Source organism: Nonomuraea jabiensis, from assembly GCF_014204795.1.
Lineage (GTDB): Bacteria > Actinomycetota > Actinomycetes > Streptosporangiales > Streptosporangiaceae > Nonomuraea > Nonomuraea jabiensis.
Genome location: NZ_JACHMB010000001.1, coordinates 3,741,409 through 3,762,948 on the forward strand (window position 1 = coordinate 3,741,409; position 21,540 = coordinate 3,762,948).

24 protein-coding genes are annotated in these 21,540 nt (G+C 71.4%); 11 read left to right on the forward strand and 13 right to left on the reverse strand.

What is annotated here, in order from left to right:
- Positions 1 to 92: 92 nt before the first annotated feature.
- Positions 93 to 1,046 carry a zinc-binding dehydrogenase gene (locus HD596_RS16985; protein WP_185070195.1) on the reverse strand — a complete coding sequence of 318 codons (954 nt, stop codon included), beginning with the start codon at positions 1,044 to 1,046 and terminating at the stop codon, positions 93 to 95.
- Between the two features lie 99 nt (positions 1,047 to 1,145).
- Here HD596_RS16985 and HD596_RS16990 point away from each other — a divergent pair, with 99 nt between their 5' ends.
- The gene (locus HD596_RS16990) at positions 1,146 to 1,736 is read left to right on the forward strand and encodes a TetR/AcrR family transcriptional regulator (RefSeq protein WP_313044338.1); all 591 of its coding nucleotides are present in this window, start codon (positions 1,146 to 1,148) and stop codon (positions 1,734 to 1,736) included.
- On the opposite strand, the gene HD596_RS16995 is transcribed toward HD596_RS16990, so the two are convergent.
- Positions 1,714 to 2,259, reverse strand: coding sequence for a type 1 glutamine amidotransferase domain-containing protein (locus HD596_RS16995; protein ID WP_185070199.1), 546 nt, complete (start codon positions 2,257 to 2,259; stop codon positions 1,714 to 1,716). The genes HD596_RS16990 and HD596_RS16995 overlap by 23 nt on opposite strands.
- A 118-nt stretch (positions 2,260 to 2,377) precedes the next feature.
- Here HD596_RS16995 and HD596_RS17000 point away from each other — a divergent pair, with 118 nt between their 5' ends.
- From HD596_RS17000 to HD596_RS17025, 6 genes are all read left to right on the forward strand, one after another.
- On the forward strand, positions 2,378 to 2,641 hold the full coding sequence (locus tag HD596_RS17000) for a heavy-metal-associated domain-containing protein (RefSeq protein WP_185070201.1): 264 nt from the start codon (positions 2,378 to 2,380) through the stop codon (positions 2,639 to 2,641).
- Positions 2,642 to 2,827: 186 nt separating this feature from the next.
- On the forward strand, positions 2,828 to 4,642 hold the full coding sequence (locus HD596_RS17005) for an ABC transporter substrate-binding protein (protein ID WP_185070203.1): 1,815 nt from the start codon (positions 2,828 to 2,830) through the stop codon (positions 4,640 to 4,642).
- On the forward strand, positions 4,639 to 5,691 hold the full coding sequence (locus tag HD596_RS17010) for an ABC transporter permease (protein ID WP_185070205.1): 1,053 nt from the start codon (positions 4,639 to 4,641) through the stop codon (positions 5,689 to 5,691). The genes HD596_RS17005 and HD596_RS17010 overlap by 4 nt, the downstream gene beginning before the upstream one ends.
- Positions 5,688 to 6,569 carry an ABC transporter permease gene (locus HD596_RS17015; RefSeq protein WP_185070207.1) on the forward strand — a complete coding sequence of 294 codons (882 nt, stop codon included), beginning with the start codon at positions 5,688 to 5,690 and terminating at the stop codon, positions 6,567 to 6,569. Before HD596_RS17010 ends, HD596_RS17015 begins: the two co-directional genes overlap by 4 nt.
- A complete protein-coding gene (locus tag HD596_RS17020) occupies positions 6,566 to 7,540 on the forward strand; it encodes an ABC transporter ATP-binding protein (protein WP_185070209.1) in 975 nt (324 codons plus the stop codon). Before HD596_RS17015 ends, HD596_RS17020 begins: the two co-directional genes overlap by 4 nt.
- Complete coding sequence (locus HD596_RS17025) at positions 7,537 to 8,538, forward strand: ABC transporter ATP-binding protein (protein WP_185070211.1); 1,002 nt, start codon at positions 7,537 to 7,539, stop codon at positions 8,536 to 8,538. Before HD596_RS17020 ends, HD596_RS17025 begins: the two co-directional genes overlap by 4 nt.
- A 2-nt stretch (positions 8,539 to 8,540) precedes the next feature.
- Here the strand turns inward: HD596_RS17025 and HD596_RS17030 are convergent, their stop codons facing one another.
- The gene (locus HD596_RS17030) at positions 8,541 to 9,188 is read right to left on the reverse strand and encodes a response regulator (protein WP_185070213.1); all 648 of its coding nucleotides are present in this window, start codon (positions 9,186 to 9,188) and stop codon (positions 8,541 to 8,543) included.
- Entirely contained in the window at positions 9,185 to 10,285 is a 1,101-nt protein-coding gene (locus tag HD596_RS17035; RefSeq protein WP_185070215.1) for a sensor histidine kinase, read from the reverse strand. The genes HD596_RS17030 and HD596_RS17035 overlap by 4 nt, the downstream gene beginning before the upstream one ends.
- Positions 10,286 to 10,394: 109 nt before the next feature.
- Here HD596_RS17035 and HD596_RS17040 point away from each other — a divergent pair, with 109 nt between their 5' ends.
- A complete protein-coding gene (locus HD596_RS17040; protein WP_185070217.1) occupies positions 10,395 to 11,471 on the forward strand; it encodes an alpha/beta hydrolase family protein in 1,077 nt (358 codons plus the stop codon).
- Here HD596_RS17040 and HD596_RS17045 read toward each other — a convergent pair.
- Entirely contained in the window at positions 11,432 to 12,256 is an 825-nt protein-coding gene (locus tag HD596_RS17045; protein ID WP_185070219.1) for an NmrA family NAD(P)-binding protein, read from the reverse strand. The two genes, HD596_RS17040 and HD596_RS17045, sit on opposite strands and share 40 nt — an antisense overlap.
- 60 nt (positions 12,257 to 12,316) lie before the next feature.
- The gene (locus HD596_RS17050; RefSeq protein ID WP_185070221.1) at positions 12,317 to 13,495 is read right to left on the reverse strand and encodes an FAD-dependent monooxygenase; all 1,179 of its coding nucleotides are present in this window, start codon (positions 13,493 to 13,495) and stop codon (positions 12,317 to 12,319) included.
- A 73-nt stretch (positions 13,496 to 13,568) separates the two neighbouring features.
- On the opposite strand from HD596_RS17050, the gene HD596_RS17055 reads away from it, so the two are divergent.
- The gene (locus HD596_RS17055) at positions 13,569 to 14,135 is read left to right on the forward strand and encodes a TetR/AcrR family transcriptional regulator (RefSeq protein ID WP_185070223.1); all 567 of its coding nucleotides are present in this window, start codon (positions 13,569 to 13,571) and stop codon (positions 14,133 to 14,135) included.
- Positions 14,136 to 14,483: 348 nt separating this feature from the next.
- On the opposite strand, the gene HD596_RS17060 is transcribed toward HD596_RS17055, so the two are convergent.
- Genes HD596_RS17060 through HD596_RS17070 form a run of 3 tightly spaced genes read right to left on the reverse strand, consistent with a single transcriptional unit; the run spans position 14,484 to position 16,082 of the window.
- The gene (locus tag HD596_RS17060; protein WP_185070225.1) at positions 14,484 to 15,122 is read right to left on the reverse strand and encodes a maleylpyruvate isomerase N-terminal domain-containing protein; all 639 of its coding nucleotides are present in this window, start codon (positions 15,120 to 15,122) and stop codon (positions 14,484 to 14,486) included.
- A 19-nt stretch (positions 15,123 to 15,141) separates the two neighbouring features.
- A complete protein-coding gene (locus HD596_RS17065) occupies positions 15,142 to 15,456 on the reverse strand; it encodes a DMT family transporter (protein WP_185070227.1) in 315 nt (104 codons plus the stop codon).
- A complete protein-coding gene (locus tag HD596_RS17070) occupies positions 15,453 to 16,082 on the reverse strand; it encodes an FMN-dependent NADH-azoreductase (RefSeq protein ID WP_185070228.1) in 630 nt (209 codons plus the stop codon). The genes HD596_RS17065 and HD596_RS17070 overlap by 4 nt, the downstream gene beginning before the upstream one ends.
- Before the next feature lie 74 nt (positions 16,083 to 16,156).
- Here HD596_RS17070 and HD596_RS17075 point away from each other — a divergent pair, with 74 nt between their 5' ends.
- Entirely contained in the window at positions 16,157 to 16,717 is a 561-nt protein-coding gene (locus HD596_RS17075) for a TetR/AcrR family transcriptional regulator (RefSeq protein WP_185070229.1), read from the forward strand.
- Here the strand turns inward: HD596_RS17075 and HD596_RS17080 are convergent.
- The 3 genes from HD596_RS17080 to HD596_RS17090 all read right to left on the reverse strand — a co-directional run bounded on the left by HD596_RS17080 (position 16,698) and on the right by HD596_RS17090 (position 19,132).
- A complete protein-coding gene (locus tag HD596_RS17080) occupies positions 16,698 to 17,426 on the reverse strand; it encodes a nucleotidyltransferase domain-containing protein (RefSeq protein WP_185070230.1) in 729 nt (242 codons plus the stop codon). The two genes, HD596_RS17075 and HD596_RS17080, sit on opposite strands and share 20 nt — an antisense overlap.
- A gap of 80 nt (positions 17,427 to 17,506) precedes the next feature.
- Positions 17,507 to 18,445 (reverse strand): ribose-phosphate diphosphokinase, encoded by a 939-nt coding sequence (locus HD596_RS17085; protein WP_185070232.1) that lies wholly within the window; start codon positions 18,443 to 18,445, stop codon positions 17,507 to 17,509.
- Positions 18,446 to 18,502: 57 nt separating this feature from the next.
- Positions 18,503 to 19,132 (reverse strand): HAD family hydrolase, encoded by a 630-nt coding sequence (locus tag HD596_RS17090; protein ID WP_185070234.1) that lies wholly within the window; start codon positions 19,130 to 19,132, stop codon positions 18,503 to 18,505.
- A gap of 133 nt (positions 19,133 to 19,265) precedes the next feature.
- Here HD596_RS17090 and HD596_RS17095 point away from each other — a divergent pair, with 133 nt between their 5' ends.
- Positions 19,266 to 21,065 carry an alkyl/aryl-sulfatase gene (locus tag HD596_RS17095; protein ID WP_185070236.1) on the forward strand — a complete coding sequence of 600 codons (1,800 nt, stop codon included), beginning with the start codon at positions 19,266 to 19,268 and terminating at the stop codon, positions 21,063 to 21,065.
- Here the strand turns inward: HD596_RS17095 and HD596_RS17100 are convergent.
- Positions 21,055 to 21,540 (reverse strand): hypothetical protein, encoded by a 486-nt coding sequence (locus HD596_RS17100; protein WP_185070238.1) that lies wholly within the window; start codon positions 21,538 to 21,540, stop codon positions 21,055 to 21,057. The two genes, HD596_RS17095 and HD596_RS17100, sit on opposite strands and share 11 nt — an antisense overlap.

Consider the following 21,540-nt stretch of genomic DNA (forward strand, 5'->3'; position numbering starts at 1 on the left):
CTCCCTGGGGGGCGCGGAGGACGCTCCATTTGGACTACATCTAGACCATTTCTCTGACGAGGACAAGGCGTTACAGGTGGGTTTCGGGCCCGTCAGAGGGTTCGGCCAACCGTCAGGACGATCTTCCCGGTGAGGGAACCGCCGAGCTGGGCGGCCTTCACGTCCTCCAGGTCCTCCCACGAGCTGTTCAGGCCGATGTCGACGGAGAGCTCGCCGGCGGCCACGAGGGCGAGCAGGTGGGCGAGGTCGTCGGCGGGGGCCGTCACGTCGCCGAAGGAGTTGAGCGATCTGGCCGGGCCGAGGGAGAAGGTCGAGTTCGGGGGGAAGACGGCGGGCTGCCCGCAGGCCCAGCCGACGCTCTGCAGGTTGCCGCCGGGCTTCAGCAGCGCCCAGGCCGCGACGAGCGCCGGACCGCCGACCGTCTCGATCGCGACGTCGACCGGCTCGACGCCGTCCAGGCCCACCACGATGTCGGCGGGCGCTGCGAGGCCGGCCGCCGGCCGCGCCGCGCGTTCGGGTGCGCCGAGGCCGGCCGCCAGCCGCGCCGCGCGTTCCGGCCTGCTGACGGAGGCGATGACGTGGGCGCCCGCGCGCCCGGCCAGCTGCACGGCCAGCCGTCCCACGGCTCCCGACGCCCCGGTCACCAGGACGCGCGACCCCGGCCCGGGTCCGGCGGCCCGCAGCGAACGCAGGGCCGTGAGGCCGGCCATCGGCAGCGCGGCGGCCCGTACCAGGTCCACCCCCTCGGGCACCACCGCCATCGAGCCGGTGTCGAACGCCGCCCGCTCGGCCCACGCGCCCGCCCCGAAGGCCGCCACCCGCGCCCCTTCGCGCGGCCCCGTGCCGTCCTCGGCGGCGCGCAGGACGACCCCGGCGGCGTCGTAGCCGAGCACGGTGCCCTCCGGCAGGCGGCCGATGTGCCGCAGGTCGCTGAAGTTGACGGAGGCGTGACGGACCTCGACGAGCGCCTGCCCGGGCCCCGGCGCCGGTTCGGGCACCTCCGCGAAGCGTCCCTCGGCTCCCGGGCCCACGACCAAAGCGCGCATGCTCATCCTCCCTGGCAGCACAATACGGACTGTCGGTCCGCTTCTATGGCAGGGATAGTATGGGGACCGACGGTCCGTTTGCAACAGGAGGTAAGGCCGGTGCGGTCAGACGCGACCCGTAATCGGGCGGCGATCCTGCGGGCGACGGAGGAGCTGCTCGCCGCCCACGGCGCCGAGCACATCTCCCTCGACCGGGTGGCCGCGGCGGCGGGGGTGGGCAAGGGCACGCTGTTCCGGCGCTTCGGCAGCCGTACCGGGCTGTTCCAGGAGCTGCTCGCCGAGCGGGCCGCCGCGCTGGCGCTGGCCATCGAGACGCCCGGCTCCGCGCTCGGCCCCGGCGCGCCGCCCGAGGACCGGCTGCTGGGCTTCCTGGACGAGCTGTGCGAGCTGGCCGAGCGGAACCTGGCGCTCTTCGCCGCGCACGAGCGGGCCTGCGCCGAGGACAAGTACCGCGATCCGACCTATCTGCGCTGGCACGCGCACGTGACCGCCCTGGTCGCCGAGGCCCGGCCGGAAGGCGACGGCGGCCTGGACGCGGAGTTCGCCGCCCACGCGCTGCTGGGCTCCTTCGACGCCGACCTGGCCCGGCACGTCATGGCGGACGGCGGGGTGGCGCGGCTCAAGTCCGCGGTCAGGGGCCTGGCCGAGACCCTGCTCCAGGGTGCGGCTACTCCCCGAACGCGTCGGTAGCGGCCTGGCAGAAGGCCTTGAGATCGTCCGGCTTGCGGCTGCTGACCAGGGTGTTGGGCCCTGACGTGCAGATCACGACCTCCTGGTCCGCCCACGTCGCCCCCGCGTTGCGCAGGTCGGTCTGCAGGCTCGGCCAGGACGTGATGGTACGGCCGCGCACGACGTCCGCCTCGATCAGCGTCCAGGGCGCGTGGCAGATGGCGGCCACGGGCTTGCCCAGGTCGAAGAAGGCGCGGGCGAACCGGACGGCCTGCGGGTCCATCCGCAGGAAGTCGGGGTTCGCGACGCCTCCGGGGAGCACGAGGCCGTCGAAGGAAGCCGGGTCGGCGTCCTCCACCGTGGCGTCCACGGCGAACCGGTCGCCCTTGTCCAGGTGGTTGAACGCCTGGATCTGACCCTGCTTGGTGGAGACAAGCTTGGGCGTGCCGCCCGCCTGCTTGACCGCCTTCCACGGCTCCGTGAGCTCCACCTGCTCCACTCCCTCGGGCGCGACGAGGAACGCGATGGTCTTGCCGTCCAACATGTGACCTCCCCTTGGGTTGAGTGCTTCCCCTCCCCCTTTCCGGGCGCGGCCGTAGTATGCACCTTTACCCCTAGGGGGTATAGTGGCGGCCAAGGATCGAGGAGTGAAGGAGCGAGGCATGACCGTCGCGACGTACCAGGTTGAGGGCATGACCTGCGGCCACTGCGTGAGCGCCGTGACCGAGGAGGTCGGCAAGGTCGCGGGCGTGAGCGGCGTCCAGGTGGACCTGGCGGCCAAGGCCGTGACCGTCACGAGCGAGACGCCGATCGACCGCGCGCTGATCGACGCGGCGGTGGTGGAGGCCGGTTACGAGCTGGCGGGGGCGATCGAGCTGCTGCCGCAGGCGGGGGGTTCGTGCTGCGGCTCCGGCGGCTGCCACTGATCGCCCCGTAGGATGCCTCATCGTCCCCTTGGGGGTGCCGCATCACGGCAGCCCCAAGGGGACTGAAAATTTACACCGCAAAAGGAAACGAGAATGAAACAATTTTCCGCAGCGCGTTGACACGCGGACTCCCTATGGTGTGCCTTTCTCTACACAGGAAAACCCCCGCCTGAAGGTGAGGCACATATGAGCAAATGGATCGCGCGCCTGGCAGCGCTGGGTGTCGCGCTGTTAGTGGCGGGTCAGGGCGCGACAGCCGCCCACGCCCAGGAGCCCGCGGCGGGGAAGAAGGTACTGCGCGTCGGGGCCACGCAGTCGATGGACTCGATGAACCCGTTCCTGGCGGTCCGCCTGGTCTCGACGTCGATCCACCGCTGGATGTACGGCTTCCTCACGGTGCCCGACTCCAAGACGCTGCAGCCCAGCGCCGACCTGGCCGAGTCGTGGACCACGTCGCCCGACGGGCTCACGTGGACGTTCAAGATCCGTGCGACCAAGTGGTCGGACGGCAAGCCGGTCACGGCCGATGACGCGGCCTGGACGTTCAACAAGATCATGACGGACGAGGCCGCCAAGACGGCCAACGGCCCGGCGGTCGAGAACTTCGAGAGCGTCACCGCCAGCGGCCAGGACCTGACGATCAAGCTCAAGTCGCCGCAGGCGTCCATGCTGGACAACCCGATCCCGATCATGCCCAAGCATGTCTGGGAGTCGGTCACCGACATGGCCAACTACGACGCCGAGAAGTACCCGGCCGTCACCAGCGGCCCGTACATCGCGATCGAGCACAAGAAGGACCAGTACGTCAAGCTGCAGGCCAACCCCAACTACTGGCGGGGCAAGCCCAAGATCGACGAGCTGCAGGTCATCTTCTACGACAACCCGCAGGCCGCCGTCGCCGGCCTCAAGAACGGCGACATCGACCTGCTCGGCCGGATGAACCCGCCGGAGTTCCAGGCCATCCAGAACGACCCGAACATCGAGGCGTGGAACACCCAGGGCCGCCGCGCGGCGTACCTGCAGATCAACCACGGCGCCACCACCACCGACAACAAGCCCGTCGGTGACGGTCACCCGGCGCTGAAGGACGTCAAGGTCCGCCAGGCGCTGCACTACGCCATCGACAAGCAGAAGCTGGTCGCCGAGGTCCAGAACGGCCTGGCCAAGCCCGCCGACGGCTCGATCATCCCGCCGATGTACAAGGACTTCTTCTGGGAGGCCACCGGCGACGAGAAGGTCACCTACGACCCCGCCAAGGCCAACAAGATCCTCGACGACGCCGGCTACAAGAAGGGCTCCGACGGCATCCGCACGATGCCCGACGGCAAGCGCAAGCTGGAGTTCCGCTTCAGCATCCACACCGACACCCCGATCGAGGACAAGCTCGCCGAATACCTGACGGGCTTCTTCAAGGAGATCGGCATCACGCTGACCACCAAGAAGCTCGACTCCAGCAAGTTCACCGAGGAGACGGGCGTCACCGGCCTGTTCGACATCGCGATCAGCGGCTGGTCGGTCAACCCCGACCCCGAGGAGGTCCTGGCCACGCACCTGTGCAGCCGCAGGCCGGCCCCGGGCGGCGAGGGCGGCGGCACCGAGTCGTTCTTCTGCGACGAGACCTTCGAGAAGCTCTACAAGGAGCAGCTGCAGGAGCTCGACCGGCCCAAGCGCGCCGAGACCATCAAGAAGATGCAGGAGCGGCTCTACACCGAGGCCCCGGTCATCGCGATCTACTACAACAATGACCTCGAGGGCTACCGCAAGGACCGGATCACCAGCATCACCCCGATCCCCGAGGACAAGGGCCTCCTGTACGGCGGCAGCGGCTACTGGCCGTTCTACACCGTGGACGTCAAGGCCGCAGCGGCGAGCGGCGGCAGCGGCGGCGGCGGCTCCAACACCGGCCTCATCGCCGGCATCGTGGGCGGCGTCGTGGTCCTCGGACTGGCGGGCTTCTTCCTGAGCAGGCGGCGTAAGAGCGTCGCAGACGAGCGCGAATGACCACTCCGCTCGAAGCAGCAGAGCCCGCCGTCCAGGCGGCGGGCCCTGGTGACGAGCGCTCCACCCGCCGCGGCACGCTGCAGTACGCGCTGTCCAAGGCCGGTGGGGCGCTGTTCAGCATCGCCATGGTGATCGTCGGGACGTTCTTCGTGTTCCGGCTGCTGCCCGGCGACCCGGTGCGCAACCTGGCGCAGGGCCGCAACATGACGCCGGATCAGCTCAACCTCGAACGCCACCGGCTCGGCCTGGACAAGCCGGTGCTCCAGCAGTTCTTCGACTTCGTGGGCAACACGCTCAGGCTCGACCTGGGCACGTCCTACGAGTACAAGCGGCCGGTTCTGGACCTGATCGGCGAGCGCATCGGCCCGACGCTGCTCCTGGCGGGCACGGGTCTGGTCATCGCCGTCAGCCTCGGGATCTGGCAGGGCACGCGGTCCGGATGGCGGCCGGGCACCAGGTTCGACCGCTTCTCCACCAGCGTCTCGCTGGTGCTCTGGTCGGTGCCCACGTTCTGGCTCGGACTGCTGCTGATGATGGTGCTCGGCGTCGGCATCGGGCCCATCCCCGGCCTCTTCCCCTTCAGGGGCATCGAGAGCGTGGACGCGCCGGATGGCTTCGCGTACGTGCTGGACGTGGCCTCGCACATGGTCCTGCCGTGCCTGACCCTGGTGGGCGTGGTCTACGCCCAGTACCTCCTGATCATGCGCTCGTCGCTGCTGGAGGAGGTCAGCCAGGACTACGTGACCGTGGCCAGGGCCAAGGGGCTCCGGGACGACGAGGTCCGGCGGCGCCACGCGGTGCCCAACGCCCTGCTGCCCACGGTGACGCTGGTGTTCATGCGCATCGGCTTCGTGGTCGGCGGCGCGGTCACCGTGGAGACGATCTACACCTGGCCCGGCCTGGGTCAGCTGTTCTACCGTGCGATCAAGGTGCCTGACTTCACCCTCATGCAAGGGACGTTCCTGCTGATCACCGTGTCCGTGATCGTCATGAACACGCTGGCCGACGTGGTCTACCACATGCTCGACCCGAGAGTGAGGTCGGCATGACCAGCGTCGCCGCGGCCCGCCGGCGGCTCGTCCTGAGCCGGTTCTGGGCCGACTTCCGCACCCACAGAGCAGGCGTCGCCGGGATGGTGGTCCTGCTCGTCGCCGTGGTGCTCGCGCTGATCGCGCCGCTGTTCATCGACGAGGGCGTGACCAGTGTCGTCGACGCCCCCGGACCCGAATTCGCCGCGCCGAGCCTGGACTTCCCCTTCGGGACCGACGAGTCCGGCCGCTCGATCCTGCTGATGGTCTGGTGGGGCTCGCGCACGTCGCTGCTCATCGGCTTCCTGGCCGCCCTGCTCAGCATCGTGATCGGCACGGTCATCGGCATCGCCGCCGGGCACTTCCGCGGCTGGGCCGGCGGCGCGCTCATGCGGGTCACGGACTGGTTCCTGGTGCTGCCCTCGCTGGTGACCGCACTGGTGCTGGCGGCCATCCTGGGCGGCACCACGTTCACGGTCATCATGGCGATCGCGGTCACCTCCTGGCCGTCCACCGCCCGCCTGATCAGGGCGCAGACGCTCGCCGTGGAGGCCAGGCCGTACATCGAGCGGTCGAAGGCGCTCGGCGGCGGGCACTGGCACATCACCACCCGGCACGTCCTCCCCAACGTGGCGCCACTGCTGCTGGCCAGCACCACGCTGGAGGTGGCCAGCGCGATCGTCACCGAGTCCACGCTGGCCTTCCTGGGCGCCAGCGCGAACAAGACGTCATGGGGGACCATGCTGCGTTCCTCCTACGACTACGGCGCGGCCACGCATGGCGCGTGGTGGTACATCCTCATCCCCGGTCTCGCCATCCTGGCCGTCGTCATGGCGTTCACCCTCGTCGGGCGGGCGCTGGAGGCCGTGCTGAACCCGCGGCTCAGGAGGGCGGCATGAGCTTGCTCGAACTCGACGACGTGTCGGTGACGTACCGCATCGCCTCGGGCGAGGTGCCCGCCGTACGCGGTGTGTCGCTGAAACTCGACTCCGGAGCGGCACTCGGAGTCGCCGGCGAGTCGGGATCCGGCAAATCGACGTTGGCCATGGCGCTGATGCGGCTCCTGCCCCGCGACGCGCGCGTCGAAGGCCGGATCCTGCTCGACGGCGAGGACGTGCTCACCATGAAGTGGGGCCGCATGCGCGCCGTACGGTGGGCCGAGGCCTCGATCGTGTTCCAGGGCGCGCAGCACGGGCTCAACCCGGTGCGCAGGATCGGCGACCAGATCGCCGAGCCGCTGCTCGTCCACGGCCTGGCCAAGCCGGACGCCGCCCGCAAGCGCGTGGCCGAGCTGCTCGAACAGGTCGGCCTGCCCTCCTGGCGGGCCCGCAGCTACCCGCACGAGCTGTCCGGCGGGCAGCGGCAGCGCGTGATGATCGCGATGGCGCTGGCCTGCTCGCCCCGGCTGATCATCGCCGACGAGCCGACCACCGCGCTCGACGTGATGGTGCAGGCCCAGGTCCTGACGCTGATCAAGGAGCTGGTCGCCGAGCACGACATCTCGCTGATCATGATCTCGCACGACCTGTCGGTGCTGGCGGACGTGTGCGGCCGGCTCGCGGTCATGTACGCGGGCCGCGTCGTCGAGTACGGCCCGTCCGCCGAGGTGTTCCACGACGCCAAGCACCCCTACAGCCGGGCGCTGGCGGCGGCGTTCCCCACGGTGGGCGACCCGGCCTCGCGGCTGGCGCCGAAGGGCCTCGGGGGCGACCCGCCCGACCCGATGCAGCTCCCGGGCGGCTGCTCGTTCCACCCGCGCTGCCCGGTCGCGCTGGACGAATGCGCCACGCTGGACGTGGAGCTGTGGCCCGCGGGTGAGCGCCGTACCGCCGCTTGCGTGCACGTACGCGAGAAGGAGGGGGCCTCATGACCGAGACGCAGACCACCGCCGAGGCGGTCTCGACGGCCCGGCCGAGCCTGCTGGAGGCCCGCGACCTGCACGTGGAGTTCTCCTCGCGCGGCCGGCGCGCCAAGGCCGTGGACGGCGTGAACCTGGCCGTCGGCGAGGGCGAGATCGTGGCCCTGGTCGGCGAGTCGGGCTGCGGCAAGACCACGCTGGCGCGCACGCTGCTCGGCCTCGAACGCCCCACCTCCGGCGAGGTCCGCTACGGCGGCGCCGCCCTGGACTACGGCTCCAGGGCGCTCAAGGAGTACCGCAGGCAGGTGCAGCTCGTCCTGCAGGACCCGACCGGCTCGCTCAACCCCAGGCACACCGTGTACGAGGCGGTCGCCGAGGGGCCGCGCATCCACGGGCTGCCGGACGAGCGCGAGATCGTGGCCGAGGCCCTGTCCAGGGCGGGGCTGCGACCGCCGGACCGGTTCTTCCTGCGCTACCCGCACGAGCTGTCCGGCGGGCAGCGGCAGCGCGTGGTGATCGCCGGGGCGCTGGCGCTGAACCCGAAGGTGCTGATCGCCGACGAGCCGGTGGCCTCGCTGGACGCCTCCGTACGCGGCGAGATCCTGGCCCTGATGCTGCGGCTGCGCGACGAGCTGGGGCTGTCGGCGCTGGTCGTCACCCACGACCTGGGCCTGGCCTGGAACATCGCCGACCGGGTGGCGGTCATGTACCTGGGCCGGATCGTCGAGTCGGGGCCGGTGGAGCAGGTGCTGACCGCGCCGCGGCACCCGTACACGCAGGCCCTGATGTCGGTGCTGCCGGAGTCTCCCGAGCGGGTGGTGCTGACCGGCGAGCCGCCGGACCCGACCCGGATCCCGGGCGGGTGCCGCTTCCACGCCCGCTGCCAGGTGCTGGCCTCCGGGAAGGCGGCCGAGGCGGGGGTGGACGCCAGGTGCCGCTCGGAGCTGCTGGACATCCTGCCGGCCGTGCCCGGGGCCCAGGCGGCCTGCTACTACGCGGACGCCGTCTGAGGTTAGCCCAGGTCGGCGTCGTGGACCAGGATGGCGGCCTGGACGCGGTTGGCCAGGCCCAGCTTGGCCAGCATGCGGCTGACGTGCGCCTTCACCGTCGCCTCCGTCAGGTGCAGCTCGCGGCCGATCTCGGCGTTGGACAGGCCGCGGGCGACGGCCCTGATCACGTCCTCCTCCCGCCCGGTGAGCCGGTCGAGCTGCTGGCGCGCCACCTCGGCGCGGGAGGGGGCTCGGTTGGCGTACGAGGCGATCAGGCGCCTGGTGACCGAGGGCGAGAGCATGGCCTGGCCGCCGGCGACCGTGCGGACGGCGGCGGCCAGCTCTCGCGGCGGGGTGTCCTTGAGCAGGAACCCGACCGCGCCCAGGCGCAGCGCCTCGTGCACGTACTCGTCCAGGTCGAACGTGGTCAGCATGATCAGCTTGGGCGCGTCCGGCTCGGACAGGAGCCGCGCGGCGGCGGTCAGGCCGTCCATGCCCGGCATGCGGACGTCCATCAGCACGACCTCGGGCCGCAGCCGCCGCACGGCGGAGACGGCCTCGGCGCCGTCGCGGGCCTCGCCGGCGATCGCGATGTCGCCCGCCGCCTCCAGGATCAGCCGCAGCCCCGAACGGACGAGCGCCTCGTCGTCCACGACGAGCACCCTGATCATGCCGGGATCCTGGCGCTCACGAGGAAGCCGCCGCCGTCCTGGGCGCTGGTACGCAGGGTGCCGCCGAGCAGCTCCACCCGTTCCCGCAGCCCCACCAGGCCCCAGCCCGCGCCGGGCAGCTCCCCGGGCGGCGACCCCGGCGCCTGGTTGCGCACCTCCACCTCCAGCTCCCCGGGCCCGTAGCGGATGAGCACGTCCGTGGCGGCGTCGCCCGCGTGCTTGTGCACGTTGGTGAGCGCCTCCTGGACCACCCGGTACGCGGTCCGCTCCACGGTCGGTTCGACCGGCCGCGCCTCGCCCTCGTCGTGCCTGGTCACCGCGATGCCCAGGGCGCGGGACTGGTCGAGCAGCCGGTCGAGATCCCCCAGGGTGGGCGGCGGCTGGACCGCGCTCTCCCGCCCGGGTGTTCGCAGGACTCCCAGCACGTCGCGCAGGTTCGCCAGCGCCTCCCGCCCGATCCCGCCGATCAGGGCGGCGGCCCGCTCCGTCTCCCCGTCCGGCGCCCGCATCTCCAGCGCCCCCGCGTGCAGCACCATGAGCGAGACCCGGTGCGCGACCACGTCGTGCATCTCTCTGGCGATCCTGGCCCGCTCCTGCGCCCTGGCCTGCTCGGCCCGCATGACCTGCTCGTGCTCGCGGCGCTCCGCGCGCTCCACGGCCGCTTCCCGGCGGGTGCGGACGAGGAGGCCCAGCGCCAGCGGCAGCCCGATCACGGCCAGCGCCAGGATCAGGGCGTTGCCCGTGGTGGCGGTCATCAGCTCGTACGGGCCGCTTCGCTGCGCGCCCGCGAGCGCGGCGATTCCGCACACGGCCAGGCAGCCGCCGAGGTAGGCGGCCAGGCGCCGCCCGCTCAGGGCCAGGCCCGCGTAGTAGGAGGCCACCAGCAGCGGCGGCCACATCACCAGCCACACGTAGCCGGCGGCGCCCACCGCGGCCAGCGGCCACCAGGACCGCCGCGCCTGCCAGGCGGCCAGGCCCGCGACCGCGGCGACCGCGACGAGCACCGGGAGCGGCAGGCTCGACGGCACCCCGAGCTGCCCCTTCACCACGAGCAGCGAGGCCGCGAACACCCCTGCGCCGAGCAGCACGAACCGCATGCCTCACAGCGTATGGGCCACCCGGAAAGGGACATTACAACCAAAGTAGTAAGAGCCGATCGACGATCGGGGCGTCCCGGGCGGCGGCCTGCGGCACCAGCCTGGGCCCATGCGTAAAACCCTTGCCACAGTCGTGACGTCCCTGGCCGTCCTCGCCGGAGCCGCTCCGGCGCAGGCGGCCGACCTCGCCCTTCCGAAGCCGACCGGGCCGCGGCCCGTCGGCACGACCAGCCTGCACCTGGTGGATTCCAGCCGCCCCGACCCCTGGAACCCCGAGGCGTCCCGGCGGGAGCTGATGGTCTCGCTCTGGTACCCGGCCAGGAAGGCCGTGGGGCGGCCCGCGCCGTACGTGACACCCCAGGAGTCGGCCGCCATCGTGAAGGGCTTCCCGGACGTCTCCCCGGACGCGCTCACGAAGACCAGGACGTACGCCAGGCTCGGCGCGCCCGTGAGCGGGGGCAGGCTGCCCCTGGTCGTCATGTCGCCGGGCTTCTCCTTCCCGCGCGCCACCCTGACCTCGCTGGCCGAGGAGCTGGCGTCCAGGGGATACCTGGTGGCGGCGGTGGAGCACACGTACGAGTCGGTCGCGACCACCTTCCCCGACGGCCGGACCACCACCTGCCTGGCCTGCGTGAAGGGCCAGGACAACGTCAAGGTGGCCGCGAGCCGGGTCAAGGACGTGCGGTTCGTGCTCGGCGAGCTGGTCAGGGGCCGGTGGGGCAAGGTGATCGACCGGTCGAGGATCGCCATGGCCGGCCACTCCATGGGCGGGTACGCCACCGCCCAGACCATGCTGGCCGACACCCGGATCAAGGCCGGCGTCAACCTGGACGGCACGTTCGCGCTGGACGAGCCGCTCGACCGGCCGTTCATGCTGGTCGGGGCGCCGGGGCACGCCCCCGGCTACGGCTCCTGGGACAGGGCCTGGGTCAACCTGAAGGGCTGGAAGCGCTGGATCACGGTGGCGGGGACCGACCACTCGGCCTTCGTCGACTACGCCGTGCTCAGGCCGGCGCTCGGCCTGCCCGCGCAGGAGCTGGACGGCGCGCGGGCGCTGCGGATCACCCGCGCTCACCTGGTCAGCTTCCTCGACCTGCACCTGCTCGGTAAGCGGACGCCGGTCGAGGACTATCCCGAGGTCACCGATCAGACGCGGAACGCGTCGGCGTTCTCCGAGGCCCACTGAGCGAAGCTGCGCGCGTCCCGGCCGGTGATCTCGCGCACGGTCGGGACCACCGTATAGCCGACCTCCGGGGTGTTGCCCAGGGCCTGGACGAGGAACTCGATGGTCTGCTCGCCCATGCCGTCGGCGGCCCACTTGGCCCGCGCCTCGTCCACGGTCAGCTCCACGTACTCGACGTGGCTGCCGATCGACGTGCCCAGGATCTCGACCTTCTGCCTGAGGGTGATCGCCTCGGGGCCCGTCAGCACGTACGTCCTGCCGCCGTGGCCGCCCTCGACCAGCACCGTCGCGGCCACGGCGGCGATGTCGCGCTCGTGCACGAGGGCGCTCAGCCGGTCGCCGAACGGCTCCTTGATGACGCCTTCCGTCTTCACCGTCTGCGCCCACCAGCGCAGCGTGTTGGACATGAACTCGACCGGGTGCAGCAGCGTCCACTCCAGGTCGGCCGCGGCCAGCGCCTGCTCCAGCGGGCCGTCCTCGCGGCCGCCCAGCACGGTGACCCGCCGCACGCCCGCCTTGACGGCCAGCTCCACGATCGCGGCGCCGTCCGGCAGGGGCGCGTAGTCGTCGCCCGCGAAGTTGATGAGGTGCGCGGCGGTGACGCCCTCGAAGGCGTCCGTCAGCGTCTCGGGCCGGGCGAAGTCGCCGGCGACGACCTCGACGCCCTCGGGGAGTGCGGCCTTGGCGGGGTTCCTGGTCAGGGCGCGTACGTGCTGCCCGGCCGCGAGGAGCTCCTCCACGACGAGTCGGCCGACGGTCCCGGTGGCTCCGGTGACGAGGATGGTCATGGCGAACCCCTTTTTTTCGGAACGGAATGTTCTGCTCTCAGTATAGCAGAACGGAACGCTTTATTCCGAGTAGTTTTTGAGCGAGATGGCGTTCGCGGCGCGGTGGATGGGGCCGGCGATCCTGTCGATCATCCGGTCGCGGCCCGGCAGGTGCGGGAGCAGCCTGACCATCCTGGTCTGGAACCAGATGGCCACGGGGGAGCCGAGCACCATGCCCTTGACGTTGGCCGGCCCGAGTGCCTGGTTGGCTTCGACGAACTCGCGCATCTCGCGCTCGTAGCCCTCCGTCCCGCCGCCGCCGGCCAGCTCGCCGGCCAGCACGTACGCGCCCACGAGCGCCAGGCTCGTGCCCTGCCCGGAGGCCGGCGAGGCGCAGTACGCCGCGTCGCCCACCAGCACGACGCGCCCCTTGGACCAGCGGTCCATGTGGATCTGGGTGACCGAGTCGAAGTAGAAGTCCTTGGCGTCGCGTACGGACTCCAGCAGCGCGGGCACCTCCCAGCCGACCCCCGCCATGGCCTTGACCAGCAGGTCCTTCTGGCCCTCGGTGTCGCGGTGGTCGTAGGCCAGCGGCTCGGACGACCACATGAACAGCGCCTTGGCGCGGGTGTCCTGGCGGGTGCTGTAGACGTTCGCGGTCCGGCCCGGGGCCAGGTGCACGGCCTCCTCGCGGTCCAGGCCCAGGGTGTTGGGGACGGTGCAGATGGAGATGTAGTAGCCGAGGTCGCGGGCGTACTGGGACTCCTCGCCGAAGGCGATCCTCCTGGTGTTGGAGTGCGCGCCGTCGGCCCCGACGACCAGGTCGAACCTGCGGGGCGCGGAGCGCTCGAACGTCACCGTGCCGTCCTCCGCGATGCCGGTGACGGAGTCGCCGAAGACGTACTCGACGTCGTGGCGGGTGAGGTCGTACAGGAGCTCGTTGAGGTCGCCGCGCATGATCTCGGCGTCGCCGCCCGTGCGCCCGCCGAACAGGTCGGCGTCCATGGTCGCGACCTTCCTGCCGTTGGCGTCGTAATGGGTGGCGATCCGCATGTCCGTGCTCGCCGCGCGGACCGCCTCCATGAGGCCCATGCGCTCGACGACCCGGAGGGCCGCGCCCCGGATGTCCACCTTGTAGCCGCCCTCGCGGATCGCGGGGGCCCGCTCGACCACGGTCACGTCGAAGCCGTGGCGCCTGAGCCAGTACGCGGCCGCGGTGCCGGCGATGCTTGCGCCTGAGATGAGGATGCTCTTCGTCATGGCCCTGACGGTACACATGTCTCAGACGCTTGTCTAGGACGAGTTTTCCAGACGTTTGTGCTAGGCTCCGGGCATGGGAAACAGGGAAGATCTGCTGGCCGGGGCCAAGCGGTGCCTGATCGAGAAGGGCTATTCGCGTACGACGGCGCGCGACATCGCCAACGCGTCCGGGGTGAGCCTGGCGGGCATCGGTTACCACTTCAAGTCGAAGGAGGCGCTGATGAACGAGGCGCTCTTCGAGGCGATGCGGGAGTGGGGGGACGACCTGGCGGCGACCCTGACGGCCGACGTCAAACCGGACGCCACGCCGCTGGAGCGGTTCGAGGCGGCCTGGGACCGGGTGGTGGAGTCGTTCACCCGCCTGCGGCCGCTGTGGCTGACGCAGTTCGAGCTGCTGGGGCAGATCGACCACCTGCCGGAGGTGCGCGAGCAGCTGGTGCGGGCCACGGGGGAGGCGCGGCTGGGGCTGGCCGAGCTGTTCGAGGGGGTGGAGCTGGGGGGCGATCCGGAGCGGGAGCGGCTGGCGGGGTCGCTCTACCAGGCGCTGCTGACGGGCTTCCTGTCGCAGTGGCTCCTGGACCCGGCCAGCGCCCTGTCGGGCCGCGAGGTCGTCACCGCCCTCCGCTCACTCACCTCCTGACACCACCCGCCCCCTTGCGCCGGACCGCTCACCGCCACACACCGCCCGCACCACGTCCCGCCGGGGTGCTCGCCCGGCGTGCGGGGTGCGGCGTTAGGAGGGGCGCTGGGCGGCGTCCGGTGCGGCATGCGGGGGCGGCGTGCGGTGTCGCGTGAGGAGGGGGCGGGTCATGCGACGCCGACCATGCCGCTCGCCCGCACCGCGCCCTCAGCGCCAGCGCCGCGCGTCCGGATGCGGCGATGCTGCCGTGTGGTGGTGCTGGGTGCGGTGCGTGTGTGGGTGCTACGGCGAGGACGTCACGTCCGCGAGTCGCCCCCGCGAAGGGGACCGGGCAGGCGACGGCCGGGGTCAGAAGGCGCTGATGGTGGCGGGGGCGCGTTCGGTGCGGCTGAGGGTGCGGATGACCGCCGTGGCCCCGTGCCGGTGGACGGCCAGCCGGGCCAGGAGTTCGACCACGGGATCGATGATCGAGGACGGCAGCTCCGGCGTGTCCAGCCCCACGCTCGCCGCCAGGTCGTCCGAGTGCACCACCAGCTCCACGAGCCGAGTGAGCAGGAAGTCGTCGAGCAGCAGCGACCACCCCGCCCACGGCAGGCCCACGACCCGGTCGGCGGGTTCGGCGGCCAGGGCGGCGGCCAGCAGGTCCAGCAGCGCCTGGGTCCGGTCCGCCAGCGCCTCGGGCCCGTCCGCCGCGGCGGCCTGGCCGCCGCGCCTGATGCTCACGTTGCTCTCGTGGTCGAGCCCCGCCTGCACCCACGGCGACCTCGAATAGTGCTCCAGGAGCCCGACCGGCTCGCCGGCCACCCCGTCCGACGCGAGCACGTCACGGACGCGGACGAGCTGGTGCGCCAGGTGCCCCGCCAGCCCCGCGACGCTGAACTCGGTCAGCGCGCTCGGCTTGTCCCAGGCCGCCGCCACGGCGGGATCGCGCAGCAGCGAGACCGCCGAGGTCGCGGCCACCAGATAGGACTGCCTGATTTCCCCCATTTGCCGCCCTTCCCCTGGTTTAGGTGGTAACTCGCGCCAAGACTATCCCTCCGACAATCAGGGCGAGCGCCGCCATCCTGCCGACGGAGACGGGGTCGTCGTTGAGCGCGATGCCCAGGGTGATCGCGCCGACCGCGCCGATGCCCGTGAAGACGGCGTACGCGGTGCCGACCGGCAGCGTGTTCATCGCCTGGGACAGCAGCCAGACGGCGGCGGCCATCAGGACGAGGCACACGAGCGTGGGCACCGGCCGGGTGAAGTTGTGCGTCGGCTTGATGCTCTGCGACCACGCCACTTCGACGAGTCCGGCGAGGAGCAGAATGAGCCAGTTCATCGGGCCGCCTCCTTGAGCGCCGCGGCCAGGGACCGCTCGTGGTCGTCGCGCAGGTGCGCCAGGGCCGGGTCGAGCCGCGCGTTGACCAGCTCCGCGTGGATGAACGTCACGTCCTCGACCCTGAAGTGCCCCTTGAAGAAGTCGCGCAGGTAGCGCTCCTGGTGGTCGTAGGGCTCGCGGGGGGTGCCCGGCCCGTACGCGCCGCCCCGCGCGCTCGTCACCACGAACGAGCGGCCTTCGAGCGACATCTTCGGGAACGTGATCTGGTCGAGCCAGGCCTTGAGCGAGGAGGGGATCGAGTAGTTGTACATGGGCGTGCCGATCAGGATCACCTCGGCCGCCACCACCTCGTCGAGCAGCGGCTCCACGACGGCCCACGCCTGCCGCTGGGCGGGCGTCCGTACCGCCTCCCGATATCGCGAAATGTCGGTGATCTCGTGTTCGAGGATGTGGTCGCAGAGCTCCGTCCACGCCTCGCCGATGTGCGGCACCGGCTGCGTGGCCAGGTCCCGGTAGGCGTACGGGCGATCGGGATGCGCCGCCCGCCACGTGTCGGCGTACACGGCGGACAGTCTGCGCGAGAACGACGACGCCCGGCGCGCGCTCGCGTCCAGATGCAGCAGCATGGTCTCTCCTCAATAAGTGGACATGCCGTCCACTTCAATATAACCGGACGCCGCGTCCACATACAATCGGACGCATGGAAAGAGCCGACGCCGCGCGGAACCGCGCGCGCATCCTGGAGGCGGCCGCGCAGCTCTTCGCGGAGCGGCTGCCGCAGGACGTGACGATGGAGGACATCGCCAGGAAGGCCGGGGTGGGCCGGGGCACGCTCTACCGCCGCTACCCCGACCGGGCGTCGATCGCCGTCGCGCTCCTCGACGAGCACGAGCGGGCGCTGCAGGAGCGGCTGCTGCGCGGCGAGCCGCCGCTCGGCCCGGGAGCGCCGCCCGGCGACCGGCTCGCCGCCTTCTACGCCGCGATGGTGCGCCTGCTGGAGGACCACCGGCACCTGGTCCTCGGCTCGGAAGTGGGCCGCTCGCGCTTCGAGACGGGCGCGTACGGCTTCTGGCGGGCGCACGTGCGCGCGCTCCTGGTCGCGGCCCGCACCCCGGAGCCCGACGCGCTGGTGGACGTCCTGCTCGCGCCCCTGGCCCCCGAGGTGTACGGCTACCAGCGCTCGGTGCTCGGCCTGACCCCGGAGCAGATCGCGCAGGCGCTGGCCAAGCTCACGGCGACCCTCAGGTCAGAGCCTTCCTGATGGCGGACCTGACGAACGCGCGGGCCAGCCGCCCCCTCCTGAACCGGCTCAGCACCGGCCGCGCCGTGCCGTATCTCCGCGCGCGGATGTCGGCCACCACGCTCTCCGGAGCCCCCAGCTCGGCGAGCACGTCGAGGGCCTCCCGCTTGCTGATCATCCGCCCTTCCCGCAGCGTGACCGTGGCCCGGGCGACCGTGAGCAGGCCCAGGTCCACCCAGATGTCACGCAGCCAGCGCCGCCGGGCCCGCGTCTTGACGAGCCAGTAGTCGCGCAGGTCGCCGCGGACGAAGTCGGTCAGCTCCTCGTCCGACACCGGCGGCAGCAGCCCGGCGGGCGGCGGGCCGTACAGCTCCAGGGCGCTTTCGTGCAGCTCGCGGCGGGTGACCGCGCTGACGGGACGGCGGAAGATGCGCTCGTGCGCCCAGGTCACGTGCTCGACCGAGGGGTCGGCCAGCTCCTGCCTGGCCAGGTACGAGCAGTGCAGCCGCGCCGCCAGCGGCCCGTCGAGAGTCCGGTGAACGGCCTTGATCCGGCGCCACTGCTCCATCGTCACCGGCGCGTCGAGGACCGCGACCAGATCCAGGTCGCTGCGGCCGGGTTGGTAGTCATCGGTGGCGAGGGAACCGTGCGCCCATAAGGCGACCAAGGGCACGGCCGGTTCGACGCCCCGGAGAAAGTCGCTCAGCAGTCGTTCGGTCGCCGCGTGCATACTGGCCACTATGATCGATAAACCGCCGAGGGGGAAAGCCGCGCAGATCACAGCGGGTCTCCGCGGCTCCGGTCAGGTCGTCACGACGCGTTGAACAGCGCGCTCACCGACTCCCCGTCGTGGATGCGGCGCATGGCCTCGGCCAGCGCGGGCGCGATCGACAGCACGGTCAGCTTGTCGCTGGGCTTGGGCGACGGCACGGTGTTGGTGCAGACGATCTCCTCGACCTCCGGCAGCGCGCTCAGCCGCTCCACCGCCCCGCCCGCGAACAGCCCGTGCGTGCAGGCCACCCGCACCGAGCGGGCGCCCTGCTCGCGCAGCCGGTCGAGCAGTTCGATGACCGTGCTGCCCTTGGCGATCTCGTCGTCCAGGACGATCACGTCCTTGTCCGCGACGTCGCCGATCACGGAGCTGATCACCACGCGGTCGTCGCTGAAGCGCTGCTTGGCGCCCATGGCGACCCCGGTGCCGAGCAGGCGGGCGAAGTGCGCGGCCTCCTTGGCGTTGCCGAGGTCGGGGGAGACGACGACCGTGTTCGACAGGTCGTACTGGCGGAAGTGCGCGGCCAGCTCGCGCAGCGCGTGCAGGTGGTCGACGGGGACGCTGAAGAAGCCGTGCACCTGCGGCGAGTGCAGCGTCATCGCCAGCACCCGGCTGGCGCCCGCGGCCACCATCAGGTCGGCGACCAGCCGCGCGCCGATCGAGATGCGCGGGGCGTCCTTCTTGTCCGATCTCGCATACGCGTAATGCGGAAGGACGACAGTGGTCCGCGCCGCGGACGCGCCCCGCGCCGCGTCCAGCATCAGCAGCAGCTCGACCAGATGCTCCTGTACGGGCGGCACGAGCGGCTGGATGAGGAACACGTCGCGTTCACGGCAGTTGGCCTGGAGCTGCACTTCGAGGACGTCGTTGGCGAAGCGTTCGATGCGCACCGGGTGGAGTGGCGTACCCAGATGCCTGCAGATCTCTTCGGCCAGCTCAGGATGGGCGCTTCCGCTGAAAACCGTGATGTCTCGCACGATTCCGTAAGCATAGCCACCCGACCTCGGCGTTCACGTGAGCGACCCGGGGTGCGCTCAAACGAGCAGCAGATCGGAGGTCAGCTCGTCGAGACCGGGCAGGACCCGCCAGGCCAGCGCCAGCGCGTCGGGAGCGGGCGGGTAGCGCGGGTGCGGCACGGCGATCACGCGCATGCCCGCCGCGTGCGCCGAACGCAGCCCGTTGCTCGAGTCCTCCACCGCCACGCACTTGCGCGGGTCGGCCCCGATCCGCCGGGCGGCCTCGAGGTATCCGTCGGGCGCCGGCTTGCCGCGGTCGACCTCCTCGGTCGAGACCGTGGCCGCGAAGCACTCGTTGAGCTCGGCCGCGTCCAGCACCACGTCGATCAGTCTGCGCGGGGACGAGCTGGCCAGCCCCAGCGTGACGGCGCCGGACAGCCGCCGTACCGTCTCCACCGCCCCCGGCATCAGCGGCACCCCGTCGCGGTAGCGGGCGGCCATCTGGTCCACCACGCCCCGCGCGATCTCGTCGGGAGGCATCGACACCCCCAGCGAGTGCAGGTATTCGGCCCACTCCCCGGTGCTCATGCCCATGAGCCTGGATTGGGTGTCGGGCTGCCAGGTGCCGCCGTGTTCGGCGACGAACGCCCGGCGCACCTCCTCCCACACGGGTTCGGAGTCCACCAGCACGCCATCGAGGTCGAACACGCACGCTTCCACCCGAACAGCCAATCACACGGTGTCGAGGAGCCGAGCCAGGCCTGTCCGTATTGCCCGAGATTCATGCTATTAGGGGCGTTTATTGAGCTATGTAGAGTGATTCCCGGGCACTCGGCTAGGCATGGCAGACCTTCCATTCCACGACAAGGACGACTTCGAGGACGCGGACCGCGGGTTCATCGCGAAGCTGAGTCCCGCAGTGATCCAGGCGGCGGACGGCCGGGTCATCTGGGACAACGACTCCTACGACTTCCTCCAGGGGGAGTGCCCGCCCACGGCCCATCCCAGCCTCTGGCGGCAGGGCCAGCTGTGCGCCAGGCAAGGTCTGTACGAGGTCGCCGAGGGCGTCTACCAGGTACGCGGCCTGGACCTGTCGAACATGACCCTGGTCGAGGGCGAGCGCGGCGTCCTCGTGATCGACCCGCTGATCTCCACGGAGTGCGCCGCCGCCGCGCTCCGCCTCTACCGCGAGCACCGCGGCGACCGCCCGGTCACCGGCGTCGTCTACACGCACTCGCACGCCGACCACTTCGGCGGCGTACGCGGGGTCACCGGGGGCGGCGTGCCGATCCTGGCCCCGGAGGGGTTCATGGAGCACGCGGTGTCGGAGAACGTCTACGCCGGCCCCGCCATGGCCCGCCGGGCCGTCTACATGTACGGCCCCGCCCTGCCCCGCTCGCCCGAGGGCCAGATCGGCTGCGGCCTCGGCATGACCACCTCGACGGGCACCGTGTCGCTCATCCCGCCCACGACGGAGGTCACCCGTACCGGCCAGGAGGAGACCGTCGACGGGATCCGGATGGTCTTCCAGCTCACGCCCGGCACCGAGGCCCCCGCCGAGATGAACTTCCTCTTCCCCGACCGCCGCGCCCTGTGCCTGGCCGAGAACGCCACGCACAACCAACACAACATCCTCACCCTGCGCGGCGCCATGGTCCGCGACGCCCGCGCCTGGGCGCGCTACCTGAACGAGGCCGTCACGCTGTTCGCCGACCGCGCCGACGTCGCCTTCGCCTCGCACCACTGGCCCACCTGGGGCCGCGGCGGCATCGTACGCTTCCTCGAACAGCAGCGGGACATGTACGCGTACCTGCACGACCAGACGCTGCGGCTGCTCAACAAGGGCCTGACCGGCCCCGAGATCGCCGAGGCCATGCACATGCCGCCCGAGCTGGAGCAGGCCTGGCACACGCACGGCTACTACGGCTCGGTCAGCCACAACGTCAAGGCCGTCTACCAGCGTTACCTGGGCTGGTTCGACGGGAACCCGGCGCATCTGTGGGAGCACCCGCCGCGGGAGAGCGCCGTCCGGTACGTCGACTGCCTGGGCGGCGGCTCGGCCGTGGTCGCGTTCGCCCGGCGCTACATCGAGGAGAACGACCTGCGCTTCGCCGCCCAGCTGCTCAACCACGCCGTCTTCGCCGACGAGGGCAACAAGGAGGCCCGCGACCTGCTCGCCGAGGTCTACACCCGGCTCGGCCACGGCGCCGAGAACGCCGTGTGGCGCAACTTCTACCTCATGGGCGCCTTGGAGCTGTCCGAGGGCATCGTGCCCGCCACCACGGACGTCACCTCGCTCGACCTGCTCGCCGCGCTGTCCGTGGAGCAGATCTTCGACTCGCTCGCCATCCGCGTGGACGGGCCGCGCGCCTGGCACGAACGGCTGTCGATCGACTGGTACCTGACCGACCTGGGGGAGCGGTACCGTACGACGCTCTCGAACGGCGCGCTCATCCAGCAGCGGGAGCCCGCGGACGAGAACGCCGACCTGACGCTCCGGCTGACCAAGGACCAGCTCGTGGGGCTGCTGGCGGGCAAGGGCGTCGGAGGCGTGGAGCGCGAGGGGGACACGGCGGCGTTGCAGCGGCTGGTCGCCGTGCTCGACCGCCCGGCACCCGACTTCGCCATCGTCACGGCCTGATCGGGGACTCCTGCTCAGGCCGTTCGACCTCGCGGCGCAGCGCCTTGCAGGCCAGCGCCAGCAGCGTCACCACCGCGGCCCCGACGCTCGGCCCGAGCACCAGCGGCAGGGTCAGCTCGCCGGCGTGCCACGCCGCCGCCAGGATCGCCGCCGAGGTCAGCACCGCCACCCCGAACATCGCCCCCCACAGCGGCAGCACGTCCAGGTACGCGAACAGCAGCGGAAACGCCAGCCACACGAACGGCGGCTCCGCCACCGCCAGCACCACCCATCCGGCCGTCACGAGCCCGAGCCACGCGACCCGCCGGCCTCCGGACGTCATCGGACCGGCGGCATAGGCGACGCCGAGCACCAGCCCCCCGACGGCCACGGCCACCCGGTCCTCGCGCAGCGAGCTCAGCACCGCGAGCACCAGAAGCCCGCAGGCCGTGGCATGCACCGCCCACCGCAGCAACCGCGACGGAATGTCCATCAT